At 46.5% G+C, this 20068-nt stretch carries 14 protein-coding genes; 5 read left to right on the top strand and 9 right to left on the bottom strand.

What is annotated here, in order from left to right:
- Nucleotides 1-18: 18 nt before the first annotated feature.
- Together U1F02_RS06290 and U1F02_RS06285 are read right to left on the bottom strand one after the other, a co-directional pair.
- Nucleotides 19-1329, bottom strand: coding sequence for an alginate export family protein (locus U1F02_RS06290; protein WP_409989515.1), 1311 nt, complete (start codon nucleotides 1327-1329; stop codon nucleotides 19-21).
- Nucleotides 1330-1874: 545 nt separating this feature from the next.
- A complete protein-coding gene (locus U1F02_RS06285; protein ID WP_409989514.1) occupies nucleotides 1875-4331 on the bottom strand; it encodes a glycoside hydrolase family 3 protein in 2457 nt (818 codons plus the stop codon).
- Between the two features lie 425 nt (nucleotides 4332-4756).
- Here U1F02_RS06285 and glk point away from each other — a divergent pair, with 425 nt between their 5' ends.
- A complete protein-coding gene (gene glk, locus U1F02_RS06280) occupies nucleotides 4757-5752 on the top strand; it encodes a glucokinase (RefSeq protein ID WP_409989513.1) in 996 nt (331 codons plus the stop codon).
- Nucleotides 5753-5809: 57 nt separating this feature from the next.
- Here glk and U1F02_RS06275 read toward each other — a convergent pair whose 3' ends face one another.
- The 7 genes from U1F02_RS06275 to U1F02_RS06245 form a co-directional block, all read right to left on the bottom strand.
- A complete protein-coding gene (locus tag U1F02_RS06275; RefSeq protein ID WP_409989512.1) occupies nucleotides 5810-6550 on the bottom strand; it encodes a putative porin in 741 nt (246 codons plus the stop codon).
- 117 nt (nucleotides 6551-6667) lie between these two features.
- Nucleotides 6668-7480 carry a symmetrical bis(5'-nucleosyl)-tetraphosphatase gene (locus U1F02_RS06270; protein ID WP_409989511.1) on the bottom strand — a complete coding sequence of 271 codons (813 nt, stop codon included), beginning with the start codon at nucleotides 7478-7480 and terminating at the stop codon, nucleotides 6668-6670.
- A gap of 21 nt (nucleotides 7481-7501) precedes the next feature.
- Nucleotides 7502-7870 (bottom strand): Co2+/Mg2+ efflux protein ApaG, encoded by a 369-nt coding sequence (gene apaG, locus U1F02_RS06265; RefSeq protein ID WP_409989510.1) that lies wholly within the window; start codon nucleotides 7868-7870, stop codon nucleotides 7502-7504.
- Between the two features lie 2 nt (nucleotides 7871-7872).
- Entirely contained in the window at nucleotides 7873-8736 is an 864-nt protein-coding gene (rsmA, locus tag U1F02_RS06260; protein WP_409989509.1) for a 16S rRNA (adenine(1518)-N(6)/adenine(1519)-N(6))-dimethyltransferase RsmA, read from the bottom strand.
- 28 nt (nucleotides 8737-8764) lie between these two features.
- Nucleotides 8765-9772 carry a 4-hydroxythreonine-4-phosphate dehydrogenase PdxA gene (gene pdxA, locus U1F02_RS06255; protein ID WP_409989508.1) on the bottom strand — a complete coding sequence of 336 codons (1008 nt, stop codon included), beginning with the start codon at nucleotides 9770-9772 and terminating at the stop codon, nucleotides 8765-8767.
- 106 nt (nucleotides 9773-9878) lie between these two features.
- A complete protein-coding gene (locus U1F02_RS06250) occupies nucleotides 9879-11180 on the bottom strand; it encodes a peptidylprolyl isomerase (protein ID WP_409989507.1) in 1302 nt (433 codons plus the stop codon).
- A gap of 34 nt (nucleotides 11181-11214) precedes the next feature.
- Nucleotides 11215-13812 (bottom strand): LPS-assembly protein LptD, encoded by a 2598-nt coding sequence (locus U1F02_RS06245; RefSeq protein ID WP_409989506.1) that lies wholly within the window; start codon nucleotides 13810-13812, stop codon nucleotides 11215-11217.
- A gap of 244 nt (nucleotides 13813-14056) precedes the next feature.
- Between U1F02_RS06245 and U1F02_RS06240 the strand changes: the two genes are divergently transcribed.
- The 4 genes from U1F02_RS06240 to U1F02_RS06225 all read left to right on the top strand — a co-directional run bounded on the left by U1F02_RS06240 (nucleotide 14057) and on the right by U1F02_RS06225 (nucleotide 20056).
- Nucleotides 14057-15106: an aminoglycoside phosphotransferase family protein gene (locus U1F02_RS06240; protein WP_409989505.1), complete on the top strand. Its 1050-nt coding sequence runs from the start codon at nucleotides 14057-14059 to the stop codon at nucleotides 15104-15106.
- The gene (murU, locus tag U1F02_RS06235) at nucleotides 15103-15798 is read left to right on the top strand and encodes an N-acetylmuramate alpha-1-phosphate uridylyltransferase MurU (RefSeq protein ID WP_409989504.1); all 696 of its coding nucleotides are present in this window, start codon (nucleotides 15103-15105) and stop codon (nucleotides 15796-15798) included. The genes U1F02_RS06240 and murU overlap by 4 nt, the downstream gene beginning before the upstream one ends.
- 102 nt (nucleotides 15799-15900) lie before the next feature.
- Nucleotides 15901-17742, top strand: a complete 1842-nt coding sequence (locus tag U1F02_RS06230; RefSeq protein ID WP_409989503.1) for a hypothetical protein — start codon at nucleotides 15901-15903, stop codon at nucleotides 17740-17742.
- A 217-nt stretch (nucleotides 17743-17959) separates the two neighbouring features.
- Nucleotides 17960-20056, top strand: a complete 2097-nt coding sequence (locus tag U1F02_RS06225) for an EAL domain-containing protein (RefSeq protein ID WP_409989502.1) — start codon at nucleotides 17960-17962, stop codon at nucleotides 20054-20056.
- Nucleotides 20057-20068: the final 12 nt, after the last annotated feature.

Raw genomic sequence — 20068 nt, 5'->3', positions numbered from 1 at the left:
TTGTTCAGGAGTTACAAATTAGAAATTCCAATCCGCTTGCAACCACACTTTAGAAGTATCAGACGCTAAAGATTGCGCCCCCACTTTTTGCACCCAGTTGCCATTATCGAATTTCGCGTATTTAGCTGTGTACACAACTGCACCAAATTTTTTGCTTGCACTCAAGTTCCATTCGTTTCCGTAGTCGATAATTTTTCCAAGGGTTGGGCCTACGGCCAAACTTTTTTCATCGGCTTCGTAAGAGTGATATGCTGCAACCAAGGTTGCGCCCTGTACGGTTGCAGTCAAGCTTGCGTAAACATCTCGAATACCCTCTTTCGGAGTTGCAAGGAAACGATCTGCCCAACCGTTAAAGATATGCAAGGTTGCAAAAGGCGTCGCGAAACCTTTGTTACCATTATCTGAGCCTAACACCTCATAACCAATCAATGGGACAAAACGACCGATCGTTGTACTAGCCTCAACCAACGTATAGTTTGCGGTGTAGTCCAGTGGGTTTGAGCCTGCGCCTTTTTGTTTCGCGTACTCAAGGTTGTACATGAATGACGGATTCGCTGTGCTAGACCAACGCACGCCATAAGTGTTGCTTGAAATTGCCGCAGACTTATTTGCAGCAGCGCCAGTGCCCACTAGCGTTGCATCATCAACATTGTCGATAAGATACGCATAGGCCGTTAATTTGCCAGCTTCAAAACCTGTGTAACTCACGTTAAACAAATTAGTATCTTGTTTATAATCACCTTGAATGGGAACCGCGTTTCCGAAAATACGGTTTACGTTAGTGATGTGCGCAGCAAAAATATTGGTGTAACGAATAGATTTGTTAGTAAACGAAATACCATCATAAGTTTGCTCGTTTTGACGCCAGCCCACATTGCCGATAAAACGCGAATTATCCAGCACAATACGTTGACGACCATATTTAATTGAGTTGTTAAACGTGGTGTAGGATATCAACGCTTGGTTCAAATCGGTTCCTTGCGGATCAAAAATTTGCGCGTGCTTTGTTGCTCCTGAGTTAATGGGATCTGCAGCCCAAGTGGCGTAATCAACTTCGTGATCAATTTCAGTCACGTTATCCATTTCCGCAGTGATTGCAAAACCATTCCACGCACCGGACTGATATGACAAGCGCGCTCTTACAGTCAACGCATCCGCGTCTTCATACCCATCCCAGCTCACATCTTCATAGCGAGTACGAATATTAACTTTAACCGAACTGCCAGACACCAAACCTTCAGTCAGTGTTTGTGCGGCGTGCGCACTCTGCGCAGAAAAAAATAATGAACTTGCGGCAGCGCAAAGAAGATGAGCAGTGTGTTTTTTCATAGGGCGTTCTCCAAAAGTAGCGTTAGTCATGGTCACACCTGCCATATTTTTTTGCGACGCGATTTAAAAAATTCATCGCATTTTATCTAATTTTTGAAATTAGATTTTTTGGCATGAGCAATTTCGACTAGAGCAAGCGCTATGCCAAACAAAAAAATGCGCCACAAAAAATATTTTTTATCCATCGAAATCAATCGGTTATGAAATTTAATTTTTTAAGAGTTAATTTTTGTCGCATTTTCGTAACGCACCTTGTTGGTGACGCTATAAAAAACACCGCGCCATAAATAAACATTTTGTGAAAATTTTGTGCCCCGCTTTAGAACAAAAAAATGCACGCCCGTTTTTGCATTTGCGCCATTAACAGGCAAAACACCTTTTTCTAATTACTATCATGAACGATTATAGTGAGGAGGATTTTAGGGGGAGGAGGCAGAGGCTTATCCATGATCAAGGTAACTTTTTGTCGCCAGCAAAATCAAAACTGAACATTGCCCCATAAAAAAAGCCGCACAAGGCGGCTTCTTAAGATGGATCAGCAAGACTTATTCGCATCTGACCGTGCCATTTTGACCAGCATTCTTTTCGATACGAACGTTTGAGAAAACTAAATCCAGCTCATTGTTTGCAACCAAGGCGAAAGGATCCAGCACCAGCTCGAACAATTCTTCTTGGGTGCGTTTCAAACCAAAGTCTGTGCCTGCATCGGGGAATAGCACCAAATCCACTTTTACCGTTTTCCAGCCTTGGCCAGCAATCTTCTTAAATTGCTCAGTAAGATCCACTTCGGTATAGCAAGACGGACCGCAACCAATGCGGACGCGGGCATTGCCTTTAGGTGCCTGATCGACTTTTACATCAAATATCAAGGCTGAGTTCGAATGCAAGTAATCGCTCAAGACTTGGCGATTCAAGGTTGAAATGGCAACAAAACCTTCACCATTTCCATTCCACTGAGCGCGGCGCGCATCTTCTTGAACATCGCGGTCAACAGCAGTAACCGTTAAAGACGACACCTTGGCGATATTGCCATTGAGATCTGCGCGATCGTTGTTTTTGCCTTCCAAAATAATCGTAAAAGGGCTCATTGGGCGACGCTTGAAGAGTTCCAACACATCGGTTGTTGCTTGATGTTGAATTCCCTCCTCCGATAAATCATCACCCAATGTGTCCTTGTCGTTGTAGCTCAAACCGAAACCGTAGGCGAATAGCGGATCGTAATTTTCATCACCCACGTTCAACGGCGCTTGGTCAGGACGCTTAGGCCAAGAGAAGGTCAAACGGCCGGTGGTATCAAATCTCGGCTTGCCATCAGCACCTTTGAAAAGTACATCGGCAACGCCTGCACCTTCGGTACCCGGTTGCCAAATTACGGCAAAGGCATCAGACGCGTTCAATTCACGATTTACCCACAAGGGGCGACCTGTAACGAACAACGAAACCACCGGAATTCCGTCAGCCTTCAATTTGCGCAGCAATTCCAAATCTTTTGTTTCGCCAGATTTCAGCAAAACGTTTTGCACATCGCCCTGCATTTCTGCGTAAGGGTCTTCACCAAAAATAACCACAGCTACGTCGGGCTTTTCACTGTAATGACCTTCAGGACTCAAAGTAGCTTGACCACCCGCTGCATTCACTGCGGCTTCAATTCCCATCCACAAGGTTGTGGCACCCGGGAAATCCGCCATGGTGTTGCCAGTGCCCTGCCAGTTAACCGACCAACCACCGGTTTGCTTACTGATGTTATCTGCTCCATCGCCCGCGACCAGAATCTTGGCCTTGGGAGAAAGTGGCAAAATGTTATTTTTGTTTTTAAGAAGCACTAGAGATTCCCGCACAGCTTGACGAGCAACTTCACGGTGCGCAGCGGCACCAAGCAATTCATCCTTACCTGATAAGGGGCGCGTGGAAGGCAGGCCTTTGTTCCACAAATCAGCGCGCAATTTAACGCGTAGTACGCGGCGAACGGCATCGTCGGTGCGTTCCATAGAGATCACACCGCTTTTCACTTGCTCGAGCGTATTTTTATAAAGGGTTTTCCATTCTGGGTCGGCGATCATAAAAATATCGAGACCTGCGTTGATCGCTTTTGGACAATCCAAGGCTGTACAACCTGCAATGAAACCGTGACCGTTCCAATCGCCCACAACTAAGCCATCAAAGCCCAATTTGCCTTTCAGCACATCGGTCAACAGATATTTATGACCGTGCATGTGCTCGCCTTGCCAGCTGTTGAAGGAAGCCATCACCGTTTGTACGCCAGCTTCAATTGCACTGAAATAACCGGCCGCATGGATATCACAGAGGGTTTGTTCATCAACCATGGTGTTGCCACGATCAATCCCATTAAGAGTTCCGCCGTCAGCGAGGAAGTGCTTTGCGGTAGAAATAACGCGGGTTTTAGCGAGGAAATCGGGCGTATTCGCAACACCCTGTAAACCTTCAACCATTTTGCCCGCATATGAGCGAACCAAATCGGGGTGTTCAGAGTAGGATTCATAGGTGCGACCCCAACGGTCATCACGCGCAACCGCAACGGTGGGCGAGAAATCCCAATCCAAGCCGGTCACAGCAATTTCAGTGGCGGTGATCTGGCCAATTTTGTAAATCAAATCTGGGTTGTTTGTCGCACCTAAGGCGATGTTATGCGGGAACAGCGTTGCGCCCACGATATTACCCACGCCGTGAACAGCATCGGTGCCCCACATAATCGGAATAGCGACTTTGCCATCGCTTTCGTCCATTGACGCCAAATAGTATGCATCTGCGATTGCCAGCCAATCAGCCGCTTTGGAATAACGGTTTCCGTTGGGAACCGAACCACCACCATTGAGCACGGAGCCTATGTGGTAGTCCTTAACATCTTGAGGCGTAAGGTGACGAATTTCGGGCTGAATCAACTGCCCTACTTTTTCCTCCACACTCATACGAGCCAAAAGTTCTTCGATCTCTTGTTCAATGGCAGGATCTTTTTTTACCGCGTGCGTGAGCGTGGGCCACATCACCTCTAAACCTCCGGTTACAAATCAAAATAAAAAACACGCCCCATAGACAGATGGAGGTGCGAGCAATTAATAAAGAAAAATAGATGACTTAGATATGCTTAGCGAGTGCTGGCTACATCTTTTATTCATTTTATGTGCGAGCTATCCGGCTCGCAGTTCAGCATTTAAATTTTACCCTTAAAAATAGATTTATAGATCCAAACAACCATAAATTTTATGGACAAAATGCTGCTAAGCCGTTGAATAGCCGATAGGCTAACGATTATTGACAGCGCTGTCAATGACACATAGACTTCCATGTATGTGGAAATAAGTCATAATCAGCAACCGAAAGCTGGCTTAGAGTCTCACACCTCACACTCCAACCTCCTACTTTCATCCATTACAAAAAATCCAACTCCATACACATAGAGGACTAATGCATGGGCTTATTATTGGTTGCAGATATCGGCGGCACCAACGCTCGCTTTGGCTTGGTCGAACAGACTCCCAACACCAGCAAACCCAACTACACCGCCAGTCAGCAAATCACACTCAAGTGCGCTAACTACCCAGATATGGGCAGCATGATTAAAGCCTGCTGCGCGGAGTTTAAAATCGATATGCCTGAATACGCATGTCTTGCCATCGCCGGCCCCATTGAGCACGGCTTTGCGCAAATGACTAACTTGGGCTGGAAGTTCCAAATCAACGAACTGCGCGATCAATTGGGCATGAAAACCCTGCATGTTATTAACGACTTTGCGGCGCTTGCCTACGCAGTGCCCTTTTTGTCTGCCGATGAAACCAAAACACTGTATGCAGCAAATTCAGACCCAGAAGCTCCAATAGTCGTTATGGGCCCTGGCACTGGTTTTGGCATGGCGTTGTTAGTACCGGAAAACGGCGGATGGAAAATTATTCCGACCGAGGGCGGCCACGCGAGCTTTGCCCCCACAACAGAAAAAGAATTGGCCATCAAATCTTATCTTCTGAAAGAGCAATCTCACGTTTCAGTAGAAAATATTTTGTCTGGGATTGGTTTGGTTCATTTGTATCGCGCATTGGCAAACATCGCAGGTGTTGAAGCACAAAATTATTCACCCGCTGATGTAAGCACCAAAGGTTTGGCGAATGAAGACCCAATTTGCCGCGAAGCCGTAGTCACCTTCTGCAATACACTAGGAGCAGTGGCTGGCGATAAAGCTGTTTCAACAGGCGCGCGCGGCGGGGTGGTGATTGGCGGTGGAATTACACCAAAATTGTTAGGCATTTTGCCAGAAACCAATTTTGAAGAACGCTACAAAAACAAAGGCCCCATGAGAAAATACGTTAGCGATATTTCTATTAAAGTTATCGTTAATGATAAGGCCGCACTTGTTGGTTCAGCTGCTTGGTTGATTCACAACACACCAGCATTAAAACCCGTTTTGGTTTAAGTGAATTTCCCGCCCCGAAAACTACAATCTGTTTTTAGGGCGGGACGCGCTTTTTCCTTAGAACCTATAACTTACACCTAAGGCAACAAGATTTCCGAAATCCGTATCAACATAATCCAACTCACCACTAAAGCTCTCTGTAAAAAACTTACGTGTACGGATTAAATAATCTGTAGAGTACTTATCATCGCTAACTTCAGCGCCTACACTAAAGCTAGTATCGAAGTAATAATCACCACCAATCGTGGTTTTAGTACCCTGATCTGTATCCACCACGCTGGCCTCTACATTAATGAACTGCCCCTCACCCAATGAAGTTACGTATTTAGCGTCTATATTTGCGTGGTAGCTTTCATCGCTGTTCCAGCTAGTGGTGAGACGCAAACCATCGAGAGGGGTCAGACCTATTGTTGTAAGCGCACTTGTATCTGAACTCCCATCGCTGCGCTGATACATACCTTCAACTCTGACATATAAAAAATTTTCAGGAATATAAACTTCAACACCACCTGAATAAATATTGCTATCCGAGAAAAACCCGCGCCCCGAGTTGCGCACCAGCGTTAAAAATGCATTGCTGCTTTTACCAAGATAGGCAGCTTCAGCCAAAGGCACATTGTCGGTTTTAACGAGACTAAAATAATATTTTCCGTCGGCCTCATAGCTGTTTACTCGGCTATTCATTCTATTCACATCCCAACGCGTGGCACTGGCACCAACTTCCGCTTGATAAGAATCAGCGATAGCAAACCCAGAAGTTGCGAGCAATGTAGCCGCAAACATTAATTTAAATTTCATAAAAAATCCTTAACAACAAAGAAACAAGCAAAGCAACTTTTATAGCTGCAATTTAAGGTAGGAGGAGGTTAGCAATTTTAACTGAACGAAAAATGAATAACGCCTGCAGAAAAATACTCAGGCCTCACAAAAGCAGCTGAAAAGTTGAAGATCTTCCAAACGTAGTGCAGAAAGTGAACCACCCCAAACACAACCGGTGTCCAGAGCATAAACATTAGGTGTATTTACTTTGCCTTCAAGCGCAGCCCAATGACCAAACAGAATTTTATCATTGACTGTTTTGCGTTCATTAAACGAAAACCAAGGAGCAAAGCCTAAGGGAGCAGCAGCGGCATTTTCTTTTGTTTCTAACTCCAAGGTTCCATCATTTGAACAAAAACGCATACGGGTAAAATAATTGGTAATCAACCGCAAACGATCCATACCAATTAATTTATTTTTCCATCGCTTGGGTGAGTTACCGTACATACTGCTTAAAAATTCACGGCAGTAGCGGCTTTGCAAAACGGCTTCTACTTCGCGGGCGTGAGCTTGGGCTTGGTGCAAAGTCCAAATAGGTGGTATGCCTGCGTGAACCATAGTGAAGCCTAGTTTTTCATCCGTGTGTATAAGTTTTCCTTGAATAAGCCAATCGATTAATTCTTGACGATCTGATGCATTCAGCAAAGCATCAAGCGTATCGTTTTGCCCCTTATTTCTAAGTCCATATGCGACCGCAATAAAATGTAAATCGTGATTACCCAGTACGAACTCGACTGAGCTGCGAATCGAGTAAAGATAACGCAAGGTCGCTAACGAGTCTGGCCCACGATTGATTAAATCCCCCACTAGCCACAGTTTATCTTGGTCAGGATTGAACGCAATTTTCTCCAATAAACATTGGAGTGATTCATAACAACCTTGAATATCACCAATTGCGTATGTGGACATGTATAACCCGAGTTAAATCAATTAATGAACAGCATGCGGCGGTACAAGTGCAAATGCTGGAATTTGCGCATCAAAGGTTTCACCGCTATCGGCGCGCATTTCATAGGTACCTTCCATAATGCCCGTTTCAGTTTCAAGCACAACTCCACTGGTATAAGTGTAACTTGAACCCGGCGCAATGTGCGGCTGCTCGCCAATAACGCCGATACCTTGCACTTCTTGCACGTTATCATTGGCGTCGCGAATGAACCAATGACGACTGATTAACTGTGCAGCTTCATCGCCTTGATTCGCAATAGTAATGGTATAGGAATAGACGTAACGTTGACGTGGCAGCGTTTGGTCTGCCATGTAGGTTGTTTTAACAGTGACGTTAATTTTGTTGGCCATGACTAAATACTGGCGTGCTCGCTTTTATTTGTAGTGGATTGCGTAAGCTGATCTAAAAGATTACTGGTGGCGACATATTCCGCCAAGCTAATATCTTCCGCGCGCGCGGATGTATCTATGGGTAATTGCTCCATCACCTCAGGATCAAGCAATTGCTTCAGGGCATTACGCAAGGTTTTACGGCGTTGCTGGAACGCAACATTCACCAAATTTTCAAGCGTTTTAATGTTGGTCGCTTTGTGCGGAATATTTTTGTATGGCACCAAACGTACAATCGCTGAATCAACTTTTGGCGCTGGATCAAACGAGGTTGGCGGAACTTCAAACAGATTTTCAACCTCACAATAATATTGCACCATAATTCCCAATCGGCCATAGGCGCTATCACCCGCTTGAGCAGCCATACGTTTAACCACTTCTTTCTGAAGCATAAAGTGCATGTCGCGTACTTGCGATGAATAACTCAGCAAATGAAAAATGAGAGGCGTGGAAATATTGTACGGAAGGTTTCCGACAATACGTAAAGGTTGATCATTTTGTATAAGCTGCGCAAAATCAAATTGCAAAGCATCTGCTTGGTACAGATGAAAGTTGGGGTGCTTTTCAAATTTTACCTTTAGCCAAGGCACAAGGTCGCGGTCTAACTCGATCACGCTCAAATTATCGCAGCTGTCTGCAAGCAATTGCGTGATCGCACCCTTGCCCGGGCCAATTTCGACAATTAAATCTTGTTTCTGAGGATGAACCGCGCGCACTATGTCGCGAATAATCCCGTGGTCGATCAAAAAGTTTTGGCCAAATCGCTTACGCGCTTTGTGTTCGCCTTGGCTATTAAAATGCTTATCGCCTGAAAATTTCTTAGTCATTAACTACTGCCTACTTTATTGCTGCTGCCTAGTTTATTTTTTGCGCACGCTGACGCGCTTCTACCATATCCAGCGCATAACTCAGTGCAGTGCGCAGGCTACCTAAATCTGCTTTCCCGGTAGCAGCCAAATCAAGCGCGGTGCCGTGATCAACCGAGGTGCGAATAATCGGCAGCCCCAAGGTTACATTTACGGCCTGACCAAAACCTTTGTATTTTAAAACTGGCAAGCCCTGATCGTGATACATAGCTAATACTGCATCTGCATGATCAAGATATTTAGGCGTGAATAAAGTATCCGCTGGTAGAGGCCCAATTAAGTGGATCCCTTGCGTGTGCAATTTATCCAAGGTTGGCTCGATAATTTCAAGTTCTTCGCGTCCTATATGCCCACCCTCACCTGCATGAGGATTTAAACCACAAACATAAATTTTGGGTTCTGCGATACCAAATTGTTGTTGCAAATCGCGATGCAAAATCTTGATGACCTGCGTCAACTCCTTTTCGTTGATAGCAGCCGCAACATCTTTCAAAGGCAAATGAGTTGTAGCAAGAGCAACACGCAGCCCTTTGGTTGCCAACATCATCACCACTTTTTCAGTCGCGGTTTTATCGGCAAGGTACTCGGTGTGGCCACTGAAATTAATGCCAGCGTCGTTAATAACGCTTTTGTGAACGGGGCCGGTAACCAAGGCGGCAAAATCACCTGAAACACAACCCGCAATTGCCGCATCAAGCGTCTTTAAAATGTAACCTGCATTGAGCACGTTCAACTCACCAGGTGTAACAGTTGTATTCAATTCAACGGGCAATACGGCCAACTCTGTGGGAGCCGACGGACGCGGTGAATCGACCAAATTCACAATTCGAATCTGCAAAGGTAAACCCAACTGCCGCGCTCGCTCTTGTAGAAGCGCAGGATCGGCAATTGCCACTATTTCGTGAGCTTGCGCCTGTTGAGCAAGGCTAACCACCAAATCAGGACCGATGCCCGCGGGCTCACCGGGTGTAAGGGCGATACGAAAACATGCGTCCATTATTAACCTACCAATACAATTGCTAAAGCAATAAAAAACCAAAACGCGGCATCAACAAGATTCTTTGTAAGACTTGTCTAGCCGCGCTCTAATTATTAGAGAATTACTAATTTTTTATTTCGACGAAGGCCTCTTCGCGAATTTGCGTTAACCACAATTGAAACTCTTCATCAAAGCGACGTGAGCGAATCACGTTTTGAGCTTGGTTACGCTTCATTTGCTCACTCATATCTTCTTTACGACGCTCAAGCACTTGCAAAATATGCCAACCAAATTGACTCTTAAAAGGACGGCTAATTTTTCCGATGGGAGTATTTGCCAAAGTCTCTTCAAAGGTAGCTACAAACATACCGGGAGCGGACCAACCCAAATCGCCACCGCTCAGTTTGGAGCCGGTATCCTCAGAATTTTCTTTTGCTAACTTCGCAAAATCTTCGCCTTTTTCAATTCTTTCTTTCAGCGCCAACAATTTTTCGCGCGCTTGGTTATCGTCCACAATTTCGGATGTTTTCACCAGAATGTGACGAGCATGAGTCTGCTCTATAAGCTGCTGCCCACCTCCACGCTGCTCAATATTTTTTAATATATGAAAGCCCGCGCCACTACGGAAAGGCTGAGTTACCTCACCCACTTTCAAACTCGCAAGTTGGTTGCCAAAAAGCTCTGGTAATTGCGCAAGCTTACGCCAACCAATATCACCACCTTGCAAAGCGGCTTGATCATTAGAGTTAGCAATGGCCATTTGCGCAAAATCAGCGCCACCTTGTAATTTTTGATAGATATCTTTTGCTTTTTTCTCCGCTGCCGCAATGGTATCTGAATCGGCAGAGCTTGGAACGGCAATCAAAATATGACCTATGTGGTAATCCGGCGAAGTCGCAAACTTACCGTCGCTGGATGCAAGGAAGTTATCGATTTCCTGTGGCGATATTTTAATACGGCTACTAACCACACCTTGTTGCAAATGGTTGATGGTTAACTCGTCGCGAATTTGTGCGCGCAAGCCACTGATTGATAGACCTTGGCGTTTTAAATCAGCAGCCAGTTCCTCATTTGTCATCTTGCCTTTTTCGCGGATCCGTTCAACTGCTTGGTCGATTTCATCTTCTTCCACTTTAATGTCGTAACGCTTGGCCAAACCCAATTCCACGCGTTCAACAATAAGCTGCTCTAATACTTGCTTACGCAGCACGCTTTCTTCCGGCAATTGACTTTGGGAGTACTGACCTTTCAAACGCGACAACACCGCTTGCAAGCGATCATTCAACTCGCTCTCCAAGACCACATCTTCATCAACAATCGCAACAACACGGTCAAGACCAACCGCTTTGGCAGCCATAGCTTGCGGTACAAATTGCGGTGCAACCAATAAAAGCACCGCAATCAAAAGGCTGCATTTTTTTTTCATTAATCTCATTTGCATAAATGTCTTCACTTGTTAGCTAGCGTAAATTTTTCTCGCGGTCTTTAAAACCTGTCACTGTACGTTCAAGCAGATTGCTGATCTTACGATCCATTCCACCCAAACCTTTAAGTTCCAGTTCGAGCATAATGCCCGGCTCGAAGTCTTTGTTAGTCAAATTGGCCAGGAAATTTTCCGTCGTGTAGTCCACTCGTAACCAACGACGGCCGAGTAATCTAACTCTGTAACAACAATCGTTGTATTCGAGCCCGGCAAAAGTATCTAGTTCCACACCGTGAGTAAAATCGTGGTTGTTGCGCGCGATAATACTCCAGCGATTGTTAATCGGAAGGATTATTGATGTATCCAGTTGGTTGATTGATTGGACGATCTGCGGAACTGGATTAGATGGACTATTAACCACCTGCTTCAAGGTGTAGCGATAAGTAATGTTGGCAATTCGATAGGAGTCGTCCATGTAGTGAAGGCCGGCGTTTGCACTATCCAACCGATCCTGATTCTGATCGTAGGCTGCGTCTGCACTCATGTGTAGGCGCGAACTCACCTGCCCGCTTACTTGTACGGCCCAATCAGAGGTTGCGCGACGAGTATCGTCTATGAGTTCAGAGGTTGCCGTATCTCTATCAAAGATTGTCACTTCGCGATCGCGGAAATAAAAAACCTGTCCAATGCTCATGCGCAAACGCTCAGCACCGGTGTTTTGTGATGCAAACGCTGTAGATACCGCCAGCGATAATTGATTAGCGTCATCCAATCGGTCACCACCGGCAAACCGCGAGGTACGGAACAACTGGCTGTAGTTAAACGTAAGATCCCCAGTATCAAAGTTTACAAAGCTTTTATTCGGCGTTAGCTTGAAAAGCGAATCCTGATTTCTATAGGCACTGTAAAAGTAGAAAGCGCGAGGCTCAAGAGTTTGCACATAATTCCCGCCAAAAACATTGGCTTCACGCTCGAAGTAAAGCCCGGTGTCTAAACTGGCTTGGGGCGTGACAAAACGCGGAGCTGAGTCAGAACCAGACACCAAATTTTTATCGTCCAAATCATATGCCAATGCTTTTACACCGATTTTTGGTTTCACAAATCCCCATGTGAAAGATTTATCCCACATAAGGCTGTAATCGGTATTTATACGCTCACCATAAATGGTGTTAGCGAGCTTGTTGTCATAGTCAGTTTGTGTGGAAAAGGAACTTTGGAGATAACGGTTCTCGGCGAACTTAACGTATTCGTTATTAAGTTTTAATACCCAATCGCTGATTTGATAGCTACCGTCGAGATGAATACGCGGCAACTCACGGTACGGCAACTGAGTAGTCGTTAATAGACGGTACTCATCGACTTTCACACCACTAAACCAATGCTCGGACCGATAATCTGCCGAGGCCATTTGGCGAATGTAAGCCTGACGACTGGATTCGACGGAGCCGCTGTACATATCTCGCAAGTAGTCTCTATCACTCAAGTCTGCGTAGCTGATGAGGGTAGACCAATCCCTTCCTTTGCCACCTTCCTGCTCGAATTTCGCAAACCAACGATCATGCCCACGGTAGGGATAGGCTTCTTCCTCGGTAAGTTCGCCATCTGCAATCTTTTGTTCGGCAGAGCTACTGTAGCCACCGTGATCATTATTAATAAAACTTCCGCTTATGCGCGATTCAAAATAGCTCGTTAAATTGCGCACCTCCGGCTCAAGCATGTAGCCACGACTAGACATGTAATGTGCGGTAATCGTTGCATCTGTACTGGGAGCGATATTCCAGTAAAACGGCACCGACATTTCGTAACCATTGCGGGTACTGTAACCAGGTGTCGGCGTTAAGAAACCGGTCAAGCGCTCATCACCGAGAGGGAAACGTATATAAGGTGTGTAAAGTACGGGGATATTTTTAATGTTCAACCGCATGTTTTCGGCCGTGCCGTAATGCTCATCGGGATGCAAAGATATTTCCGAACCACGGATTGACCACGCGTTATCACCCGGCTCGCAGCTACTGATCATGCTTTCCTGAAGGTTGATGACATTAGTACCGAAACGCTGCAACTCTTGCGCGACTCCATGAACACGCGTCTCGTAAAGTACGAAACGGGCGTTATCGAATTGCGCGTCCCCAGAATCCAGATTCATTTGGGCATTATCAGCACGCACCATGACTTCAGGGTCGCGCAACTGAATACCGCCCGTCATGATCGCCTGCTTTGTCTCCTTATCGTAAGAGACGTTTTCTGTGGCAATCGAGCGATTCCCTTGGGTAATGGCCACATTACCGCGCAACGAAAGCCGGGTTTGCCTCACACTGACTTCTTCGTCGGAATGGGTGCGAACAGGAGCCTTCTCAGGCTCTAAATCTGCTTCCGCGTCCGTTCGCTCGGGAGGTATATAGGCTCCTTTACAGCATTGATTGGGCAAACTTTGCTTTTGTGCTTCGGTCAGATTCTCAACAGGAACCCAGTCCAAGTGTCGACTATCTTCAAACTCTTGAGCCAAACGCGAGCCCGGAGAATCTTCGGCAAACACAGGGGCGGCGCAAATAAAAACTGGCACGGCTACAGCGAAACCTGCAGCGCGCAAACCAATAACCATCCGCTTTAAGGGAAATACTGGGGCTAATGCCATTAACAACTGTCTCGTGGGAGAAGATCTTTAAGAGTCGTCGCGGTTTTAATCGCCAAAGATCATGCAAAAAATTGCCGCGATTCTACTGCAATCAGGCGTGGCAGGGAATGAATTCACTGTGAGAATACCTAAAACCCTTCGCTATGTGGGTTTAGATTTCCCGAGATAGGCATCCGCTTCTGTTTTCGCGGCCAAGTTCCAGTAGAATCGCGCTCGGCTCATGCCTATCTCATCAGGAGCGACTATGTCTTCAGCCCCCTCATCAAGTGAGCGCCAGCAACAGCTAAGCCTCTGGGCAGCACAGCAGTTACAGCGAGAATCACTCGAGCTTTCACCTATTGCCAGCGATGCCGGATTCCGTCGCTATTTTCGGTTTGAATCTCCCTCACAATGGCTTGCCGTGGACGCTCCACCACAAACAGAAGATAGCCGTCAATTTGTCGCTCTGGCGCGCTATCTGGGAGAAAACAGGGTAAATACACCCAAGATCTTGGCTGTAGACGAAACTCAAGGCTTTCTATTGGTTGAAGATTTTGGCGATGAGCTATTGCATCGCCATTTGAACTTGAAAACAGCACCGCAACTATACCGGCAAACATTTAAAAGCCTTCTGGGGTTGCAAGCCTGCCCAGATCAACCAAGCCTTATCCCTCGTTACGATCGCGCGCTATTAAGACGAGAACTCGAGATTTTTAACGAGTGGTTTGTGGGGAACCTTTTGGGCTATGCGCTAAATACGTCTGAACAAATCATGCTAGACGCGCTATACAAAACACTGGAAGACGCTGCCTTGGAACAGCCACAGACGCTTGTGCATCGCGACTTCCATTCCCGCAACCTAATCATCCGCGCAGATGGCAGCCTCGGCGTGATTGATTTCCAAGGGGCGCTCTGGGGCGGGTGTACCTATGATCTGGTTTCACTCCTCCGCGATTGTTACATCAGCTGGCCTGCCGAATTGGTCACCGGACTAGCGCTGGAATATCGGGAAGCAGCCATCAACGCAAAGGTGTTGGACGAGTCTATTGACGAGGCGCGTTACCTGCGTTGGTTTGACTGGATTGGCTTACAGCGTCATATCAAGGTACTGGGGATATTTGCTCGCCTGCATTTGCGTGACGGCAAACCCAACTACCTGAAAGACTTGCCGCTTGTGATTCACTACACCCTGAGCGTTGCTCAATCCTACCCCCAACTTGAAGAATTTACCGATTGGTTTCGCACACAGCTTTTGCCCGCAATTGAGCAACAACCATGGTATGGCGGTTACGTAACAGCGGGGAAAAACGAATGAAAGCAATGATATTGGCCGCCGGTCTCGGCCAGCGTATGCGACCGCTAACCGATCATTTACCTAAACCGCTTCTGTCGGTGGGAGGTAAACCGCTGCTGGAGTATCACCTTGAAAGCTTGGCAAAGGCGGGAATAGTTGAAGTCATCATTAACCTCGCTTATCTGGGGGAAAAGATTCGCGATTTCGCAAAAAGCGGTGAAAAGTTTGGATTACAGATTCGCTATTCCGAAGAACCCGAACCACTCGAAACCGCAGGCGCCTTATTCAATGCTCTTGATCTGTTGGGAGATGAGCCTTTTCTATTGCTGAATGGCGATGTGTGGACTGATTACCCCTTGGATAATCTCGCCAAATATCGCTTGGATAAGAACGAAGACGCACATCTTGTCCTGGTGCCAAATCCTGATTTCCACCCCAACGGAGATTTCTCACCAAACGCTAATGGCAAGCTCGAAAACAACCCGCAACTGGAAAAATACACCTTTGCCGGAATCAGCCTTATTCATCCGCGACTAATCAATAATTACCCCGAGAAGCGACTGAAGTTTCCGCTGGGTGAAGTCTTGCGGCATGCTATTGAACACAACCGTATTAGTGCAGAAATATTCAGAGGCGGGTGGAGCGACGTGGGTACACCGCAACGACTGGCGCAATTAGACGCACAACTGGGTTCCAATTTCGGAAAACAATAACCAACACAAGATGTTAGCTGACAAAGCTAAGCCAAACCTGATAATTGGACTATAGTGTAAATACATAAACCGTTAACGAACCTAACGCGATCGTCTAGTGGCATGACAGAACTGCAACCCCTCAAACAGCTGATAGAGCAACTCAATGTGCCGATCCAGGATTTGGCACAGTTGAACTTTTGCGACGGTAGCAGGGACAGTAGCGTAAAAGCGTGGGTTCGGTCGTTGCCACTAACGCAAATACAATTTGTAAGCGGATTGTTGTACCAAGCATTGCCCGAAGTAGGCCGCTACCAGACCACCCCAGCTAACCGCATTCAAGTGCTGGAAATCCTACGCAGCCCAACTCTGCAGATCATTGAGGGCCTGACACAACACTTTCTCAACCAACCGTTGATTCTTCCCGAGCCCGCCGTTAAAACTGCCACTGTTGCCCAAGCCATGCAAAAGCATTTGATCAATGGGTATCTGGTTGCGGTGCGCGATCTATGCCACCAACCCACCCCCGACACTGAGCTTCTTCAGTTGGCAATCCACCGCGCAGTCACAGGTATAAGCCTTTTGTTGTTAAGGTACTACCAACTTTACGTACCCGTCTCAGCACAGCTTTGGACAGAACTTCATTCCCTCTACCAAATCGCATTACGCTTTGGCATATCTGAGAACCCGGTGGAAGACAGCTACGGGCAGCTACAAAAATGCCACAACATTCGATTGGCTTATGTGCGCACCCTACTGCTCGCCTGCGCGCGCCCAAACCAATTGCGGCAAGACGAAATAATCGCCACCTTCGATGCGCTTAACGACCTTAGCGCTCTGGCGGAATTACACGACAGCCAAACAGGGAGCCACCACGACAATCTCTTTGCAGTCGCCATGGATTCCAGCGGCCCACCCATGTATCGATCGCGCTTTTCCGGCGGTGAAAATAGGCTGCTTTTGGAGCTGAATACATCGCAAATATGCAAAAAGCTCAATGAAGTAAGCACATCCAACGCACAGGAGTCGACGGAAAGCCCCAGCTTGCGTAACGAGCTAAACCTTACGCCCGCACTCACCCTTCACCTCATCCGAGCGTGGAATCTTCTCGCCCAACGCAATTTTGAACGGCAGCATAGTCACGGCGCGCTCGACGTCGCTGTGGGGCTCACTAACATCCACTACTACCTAGCCGGCGAAACCATTTTTACACATTTTTTGAACCGCACTTTGGGAACCCAGTCGGTAGATAGTTTGGGGGCTATATTTCAAAAACGCGGTGTTCAGCTGAAAAATACACAGAAAAATAAGTCCAAAGACGACCCATGGGACAGCACCTTCGATATTCAGGGCACTCCACTAGCAGGCAAAGCCGTGGCAACGGATAGCATCGAATACGCCATCCAGAAACAAGAGCAAAACATATTAAAAGACACCTACCCGATCTACCACGTACCTTTGATCGATAGTAGCCCGGGCGGCTATTGCATCGAATGGCGCGATGAAATTCCCAGCCAAGTCAAAGCAGGCGAGCTCTTGGGGTTGCGCGATCCGCAACGCAATCGCTGGAGTCTTGGCGTGGTACGTTGGGCCAACCAAACAAAAGGGGCAACCCAACTCGGAATTCAAATATTATCCGCCCAAGCCACACCTGTGGGCCTGGCGATAATCCATAAAACGGGTGACTCGTCCGAGTATTTGCGTGCGCTGGAAATCCCTGCACTGAAGGCGATCAACCAACCTGCAACACTGATCACAAATGCAGTGTCTTTCCGGGAATACACAAAAGCACGGCTTTTCCGCAAAGGAGACAAGGATTTGCGCGGAGACCAAACAAACATCCAATTAACCCGTCGATTATTCGGTACCGGAGCATTTAGCCAATTCACCTACCGCGAACTCATGGCTCCCAAACCGAAGGAAACCGCGCCCAAAGACGACTTTGATTCGATTTGGGATACATAAAGATTAGGGTATTTTGTTGCCCACAAAATTACCTGCACCTACCAACCGAGAGATAACCAAGTCGCATAAATCGACACTTAGCTTGAGCAAACAAAAGATTAAAGTAAGATAACCCTATAATTTGAGTATGATTGAAAAATCACAACGCAACTCATTACCGATAGTTGGCACAGATTCCGCACTCAGCGGTTAAAAGGATCGGCCCAGAAAGCATAATATGACCTCAATAGATACCATTCGCCTGATCATCCTTAACAACTCACGCACAGAAGCAGAACGCCTTATTAGCATGCTGCACAATGCAGGCCGCCCAAGCCGCGCCCAACATGTCGATAGTGAAGAAGCGCTAGTTAAACTTCTGCAAGAGCAAACCTGGGATTTATTGATAGGTAACGACAATACAACCAATCCCACTCCGCAAATCGCCCTTAAACATATTCGCCGCCTCAATAAAGATGTACCCGTAATTTTATTGCACGAAGATGAAGAACTGTTTGCACGTGTTGAAGGCATGAAAATGGGTGCCGTCGATGTGGTTAATCTGGACGATGACCAGCATTTGTTGCTGGTTATCCAACGTGAAATGAACAATCGTCACGATCGCCAAGCACGCCGTTCGGCAGACCGCCGTTTTCGCGAAGCAGAACGTCGCAGCCAGCAGTTGCTGGACTCCTCCCGCGATGCAATCGCTTATGTACAAGATGGCCTGTACCTATACGCTAACGAATCTTTTGCTGAATTATTCGGTTATGAGAATCGCGATGAAATTGAAGCAATGCCAATCATGGATATGGTTGCAGACAGCGAGCAGAACAAACTTAAAAACTTCCTTAAAGAGTTCTCACTGAAGGGAGAAGATGGCGGTGCCAGCCAGCTAGCTTTTGGCGGTGTAATGCAGGATGGAACTCCCACCGCGGTGAATCTGGAAGTATCACATGTTACCTATGATGAGGAACCTTGCATTCAATTTCTGGCGCGAGCAACGCGTGCTGAAATCAGTTCCAATAATGAAGAACTGCAAGCGCAAATTGACCAAATTAAATCGCAAGATTTGGTGACCGGTCTCTTTAATCGTCAGCATATGATGCAAATGCTAGAACACACTATTGATCATATTGGCGACCAGCAATCTTTAAGCTTGCTATATATAAATCTGGACAACTTTAACGAACGAGTTTCTTCTGCTTACGGTGTTGCGGGTTCCGACTTGGTGCTAGGTGATATTTCTGCCGTATTGCGCAACAAAAGCACTCCGACTGACATTCTTGCTCGCTTCGGCGATCACAGCTTTACTATTCTTCTTACAAACATTAAGGCGGATGCCGCTGTGAATCGCGCTGTGCAACTCTGTAAAGCCATTGACCAGCACATTATCGAAGTGGATGGAAAAACGATACAACTTACCTGCAGTATCGGTGTATCCATAGTCAACGAAACATCAACCAGCGCAAGCACCGTTATCGAACAAGCACGTGTAGCAATGGAAAAGGTCAGCTCAGCGCAGGGTAATAGCGCCAGCCTATTCGAACCAGAAGTAACCGACAAAGCCCAATCAACTCGCGATATCGCCGTTGAAATTCAGCAGGCGCTCGACAATGACAAGTTTCGCCTGTTGTTCCAACCTATTATTAGCTTACGTGGTTCGGAAGAAGAATATTACGAAGTTTATTTACGCATGCTTAACGAAGCAGGCGTTGAAATAGAACCCGACGATTTTCTGGAAGAAGCAAACAAAATTAACCTTAGCATCAAGATAGATCGTTGGGTGATATTGGAATCCATCAAAATGCTGTCGCAGCATAGAGCCAAAGGCAACAAGACAAAACTGATTGTGAATTTGGGGCGTCAATCCCTATGTGACGATACTTTATTACCTTGGCTTGCGGTCGCGTTTAAAGCGGCGAAACTCGCCCCCGACTCAATCACATTCCAAGCTAACGAAGTGGATGTCACCAATCACTTGAATGCCGCCAAAGCCTTTGCAGACGGTTTGGCAAAAATGAAAACCCAAATGTCCATTACCAATTTTGGTTGCTCATTAAATCCATTTAATGCACTTAAACACGTCGCGGCGGGGATGATTAAAATTGATGGGTCGTTCACAACCGACATTCAGCACAAGAATGAAAGTTCAGCGGCCTTGATTGAACTGATTGAAAAACTTCATGCAGAAAATAAAGTAACCATAGTGCCCTTTGTGGAAAACGCGAGCGTCTTATCAACACTATGGCAGGCAGGCGCGCACTACATCCAAGGCCACTACTTACAAGAGCCTTCGCAAAATCTTAATTATGATTTCAATATGGAGTCTTAAATAGCAGCACTT

Origin of the sequence: Cellvibrio sp. (genome assembly GCF_046347455.1) — a bacterium.
Taxonomy (GTDB): Bacteria; Pseudomonadota; Gammaproteobacteria; order Pseudomonadales; family Cellvibrionaceae; genus Cellvibrio.
Note: the sequence above shows the minus strand (reverse complement) of the source record. Positions and strands in the feature narration are given on the sequence as shown.

What these genes read in the sequence shown, in the direction of transcription:
- U1F02_RS06290 (WP_409989515.1), bottom strand. Translation starts at nt 1,329, where the DNA reads ATGAAAAAACACACTGCTCATCTTCTTTGCGCTGCCGCAAGTTCATTA.
- U1F02_RS06285 (WP_409989514.1), bottom strand. Translation starts at nt 4,331, where the DNA reads ATGTGGCCCACGCTCACGCACGCGGTAAAAAAAGATCCTGCCATTGAA.
- glk (WP_409989513.1), top strand. Translation starts at nt 4,757, where the DNA reads ATGGGCTTATTATTGGTTGCAGATATCGGCGGCACCAACGCTCGCTTT.
- U1F02_RS06275 (WP_409989512.1), bottom strand. Translation starts at nt 6,550, where the DNA reads ATGAAATTTAAATTAATGTTTGCGGCTACATTGCTCGCAACTTCTGGG.
- U1F02_RS06270 (WP_409989511.1), bottom strand. Translation starts at nt 7,480, where the DNA reads ATGTCCACATACGCAATTGGTGATATTCAAGGTTGTTATGAATCACTC.
- apaG (WP_409989510.1), bottom strand. Translation starts at nt 7,870, where the DNA reads ATGGCCAACAAAATTAACGTCACTGTTAAAACAACCTACATGGCAGAC.
- rsmA (WP_409989509.1), bottom strand. Translation starts at nt 8,736, where the DNA reads ATGACTAAGAAATTTTCAGGCGATAAGCATTTTAATAGCCAAGGCGAA.
- pdxA (WP_409989508.1), bottom strand. Translation starts at nt 9,772, where the DNA reads ATGGACGCATGTTTTCGTATCGCCCTTACACCCGGTGAGCCCGCGGGC.
- U1F02_RS06250 (WP_409989507.1), bottom strand. Translation starts at nt 11,180, where the DNA reads ATGAAAAAAAAATGCAGCCTTTTGATTGCGGTGCTTTTATTGGTTGCA.
- U1F02_RS06245 (WP_409989506.1), bottom strand. Translation starts at nt 13,812, where the DNA reads ATGGCATTAGCCCCAGTATTTCCCTTAAAGCGGATGGTTATTGGTTTG.
- U1F02_RS06240 (WP_409989505.1), top strand. Translation starts at nt 14,057, where the DNA reads ATGTCTTCAGCCCCCTCATCAAGTGAGCGCCAGCAACAGCTAAGCCTC.
- murU (WP_409989504.1), top strand. Translation starts at nt 15,103, where the DNA reads ATGAAAGCAATGATATTGGCCGCCGGTCTCGGCCAGCGTATGCGACCG.
- U1F02_RS06230 (WP_409989503.1), top strand. Translation starts at nt 15,901, where the DNA reads ATGACAGAACTGCAACCCCTCAAACAGCTGATAGAGCAACTCAATGTG.
- U1F02_RS06225 (WP_409989502.1), top strand. Translation starts at nt 17,960, where the DNA reads ATGACCTCAATAGATACCATTCGCCTGATCATCCTTAACAACTCACGC.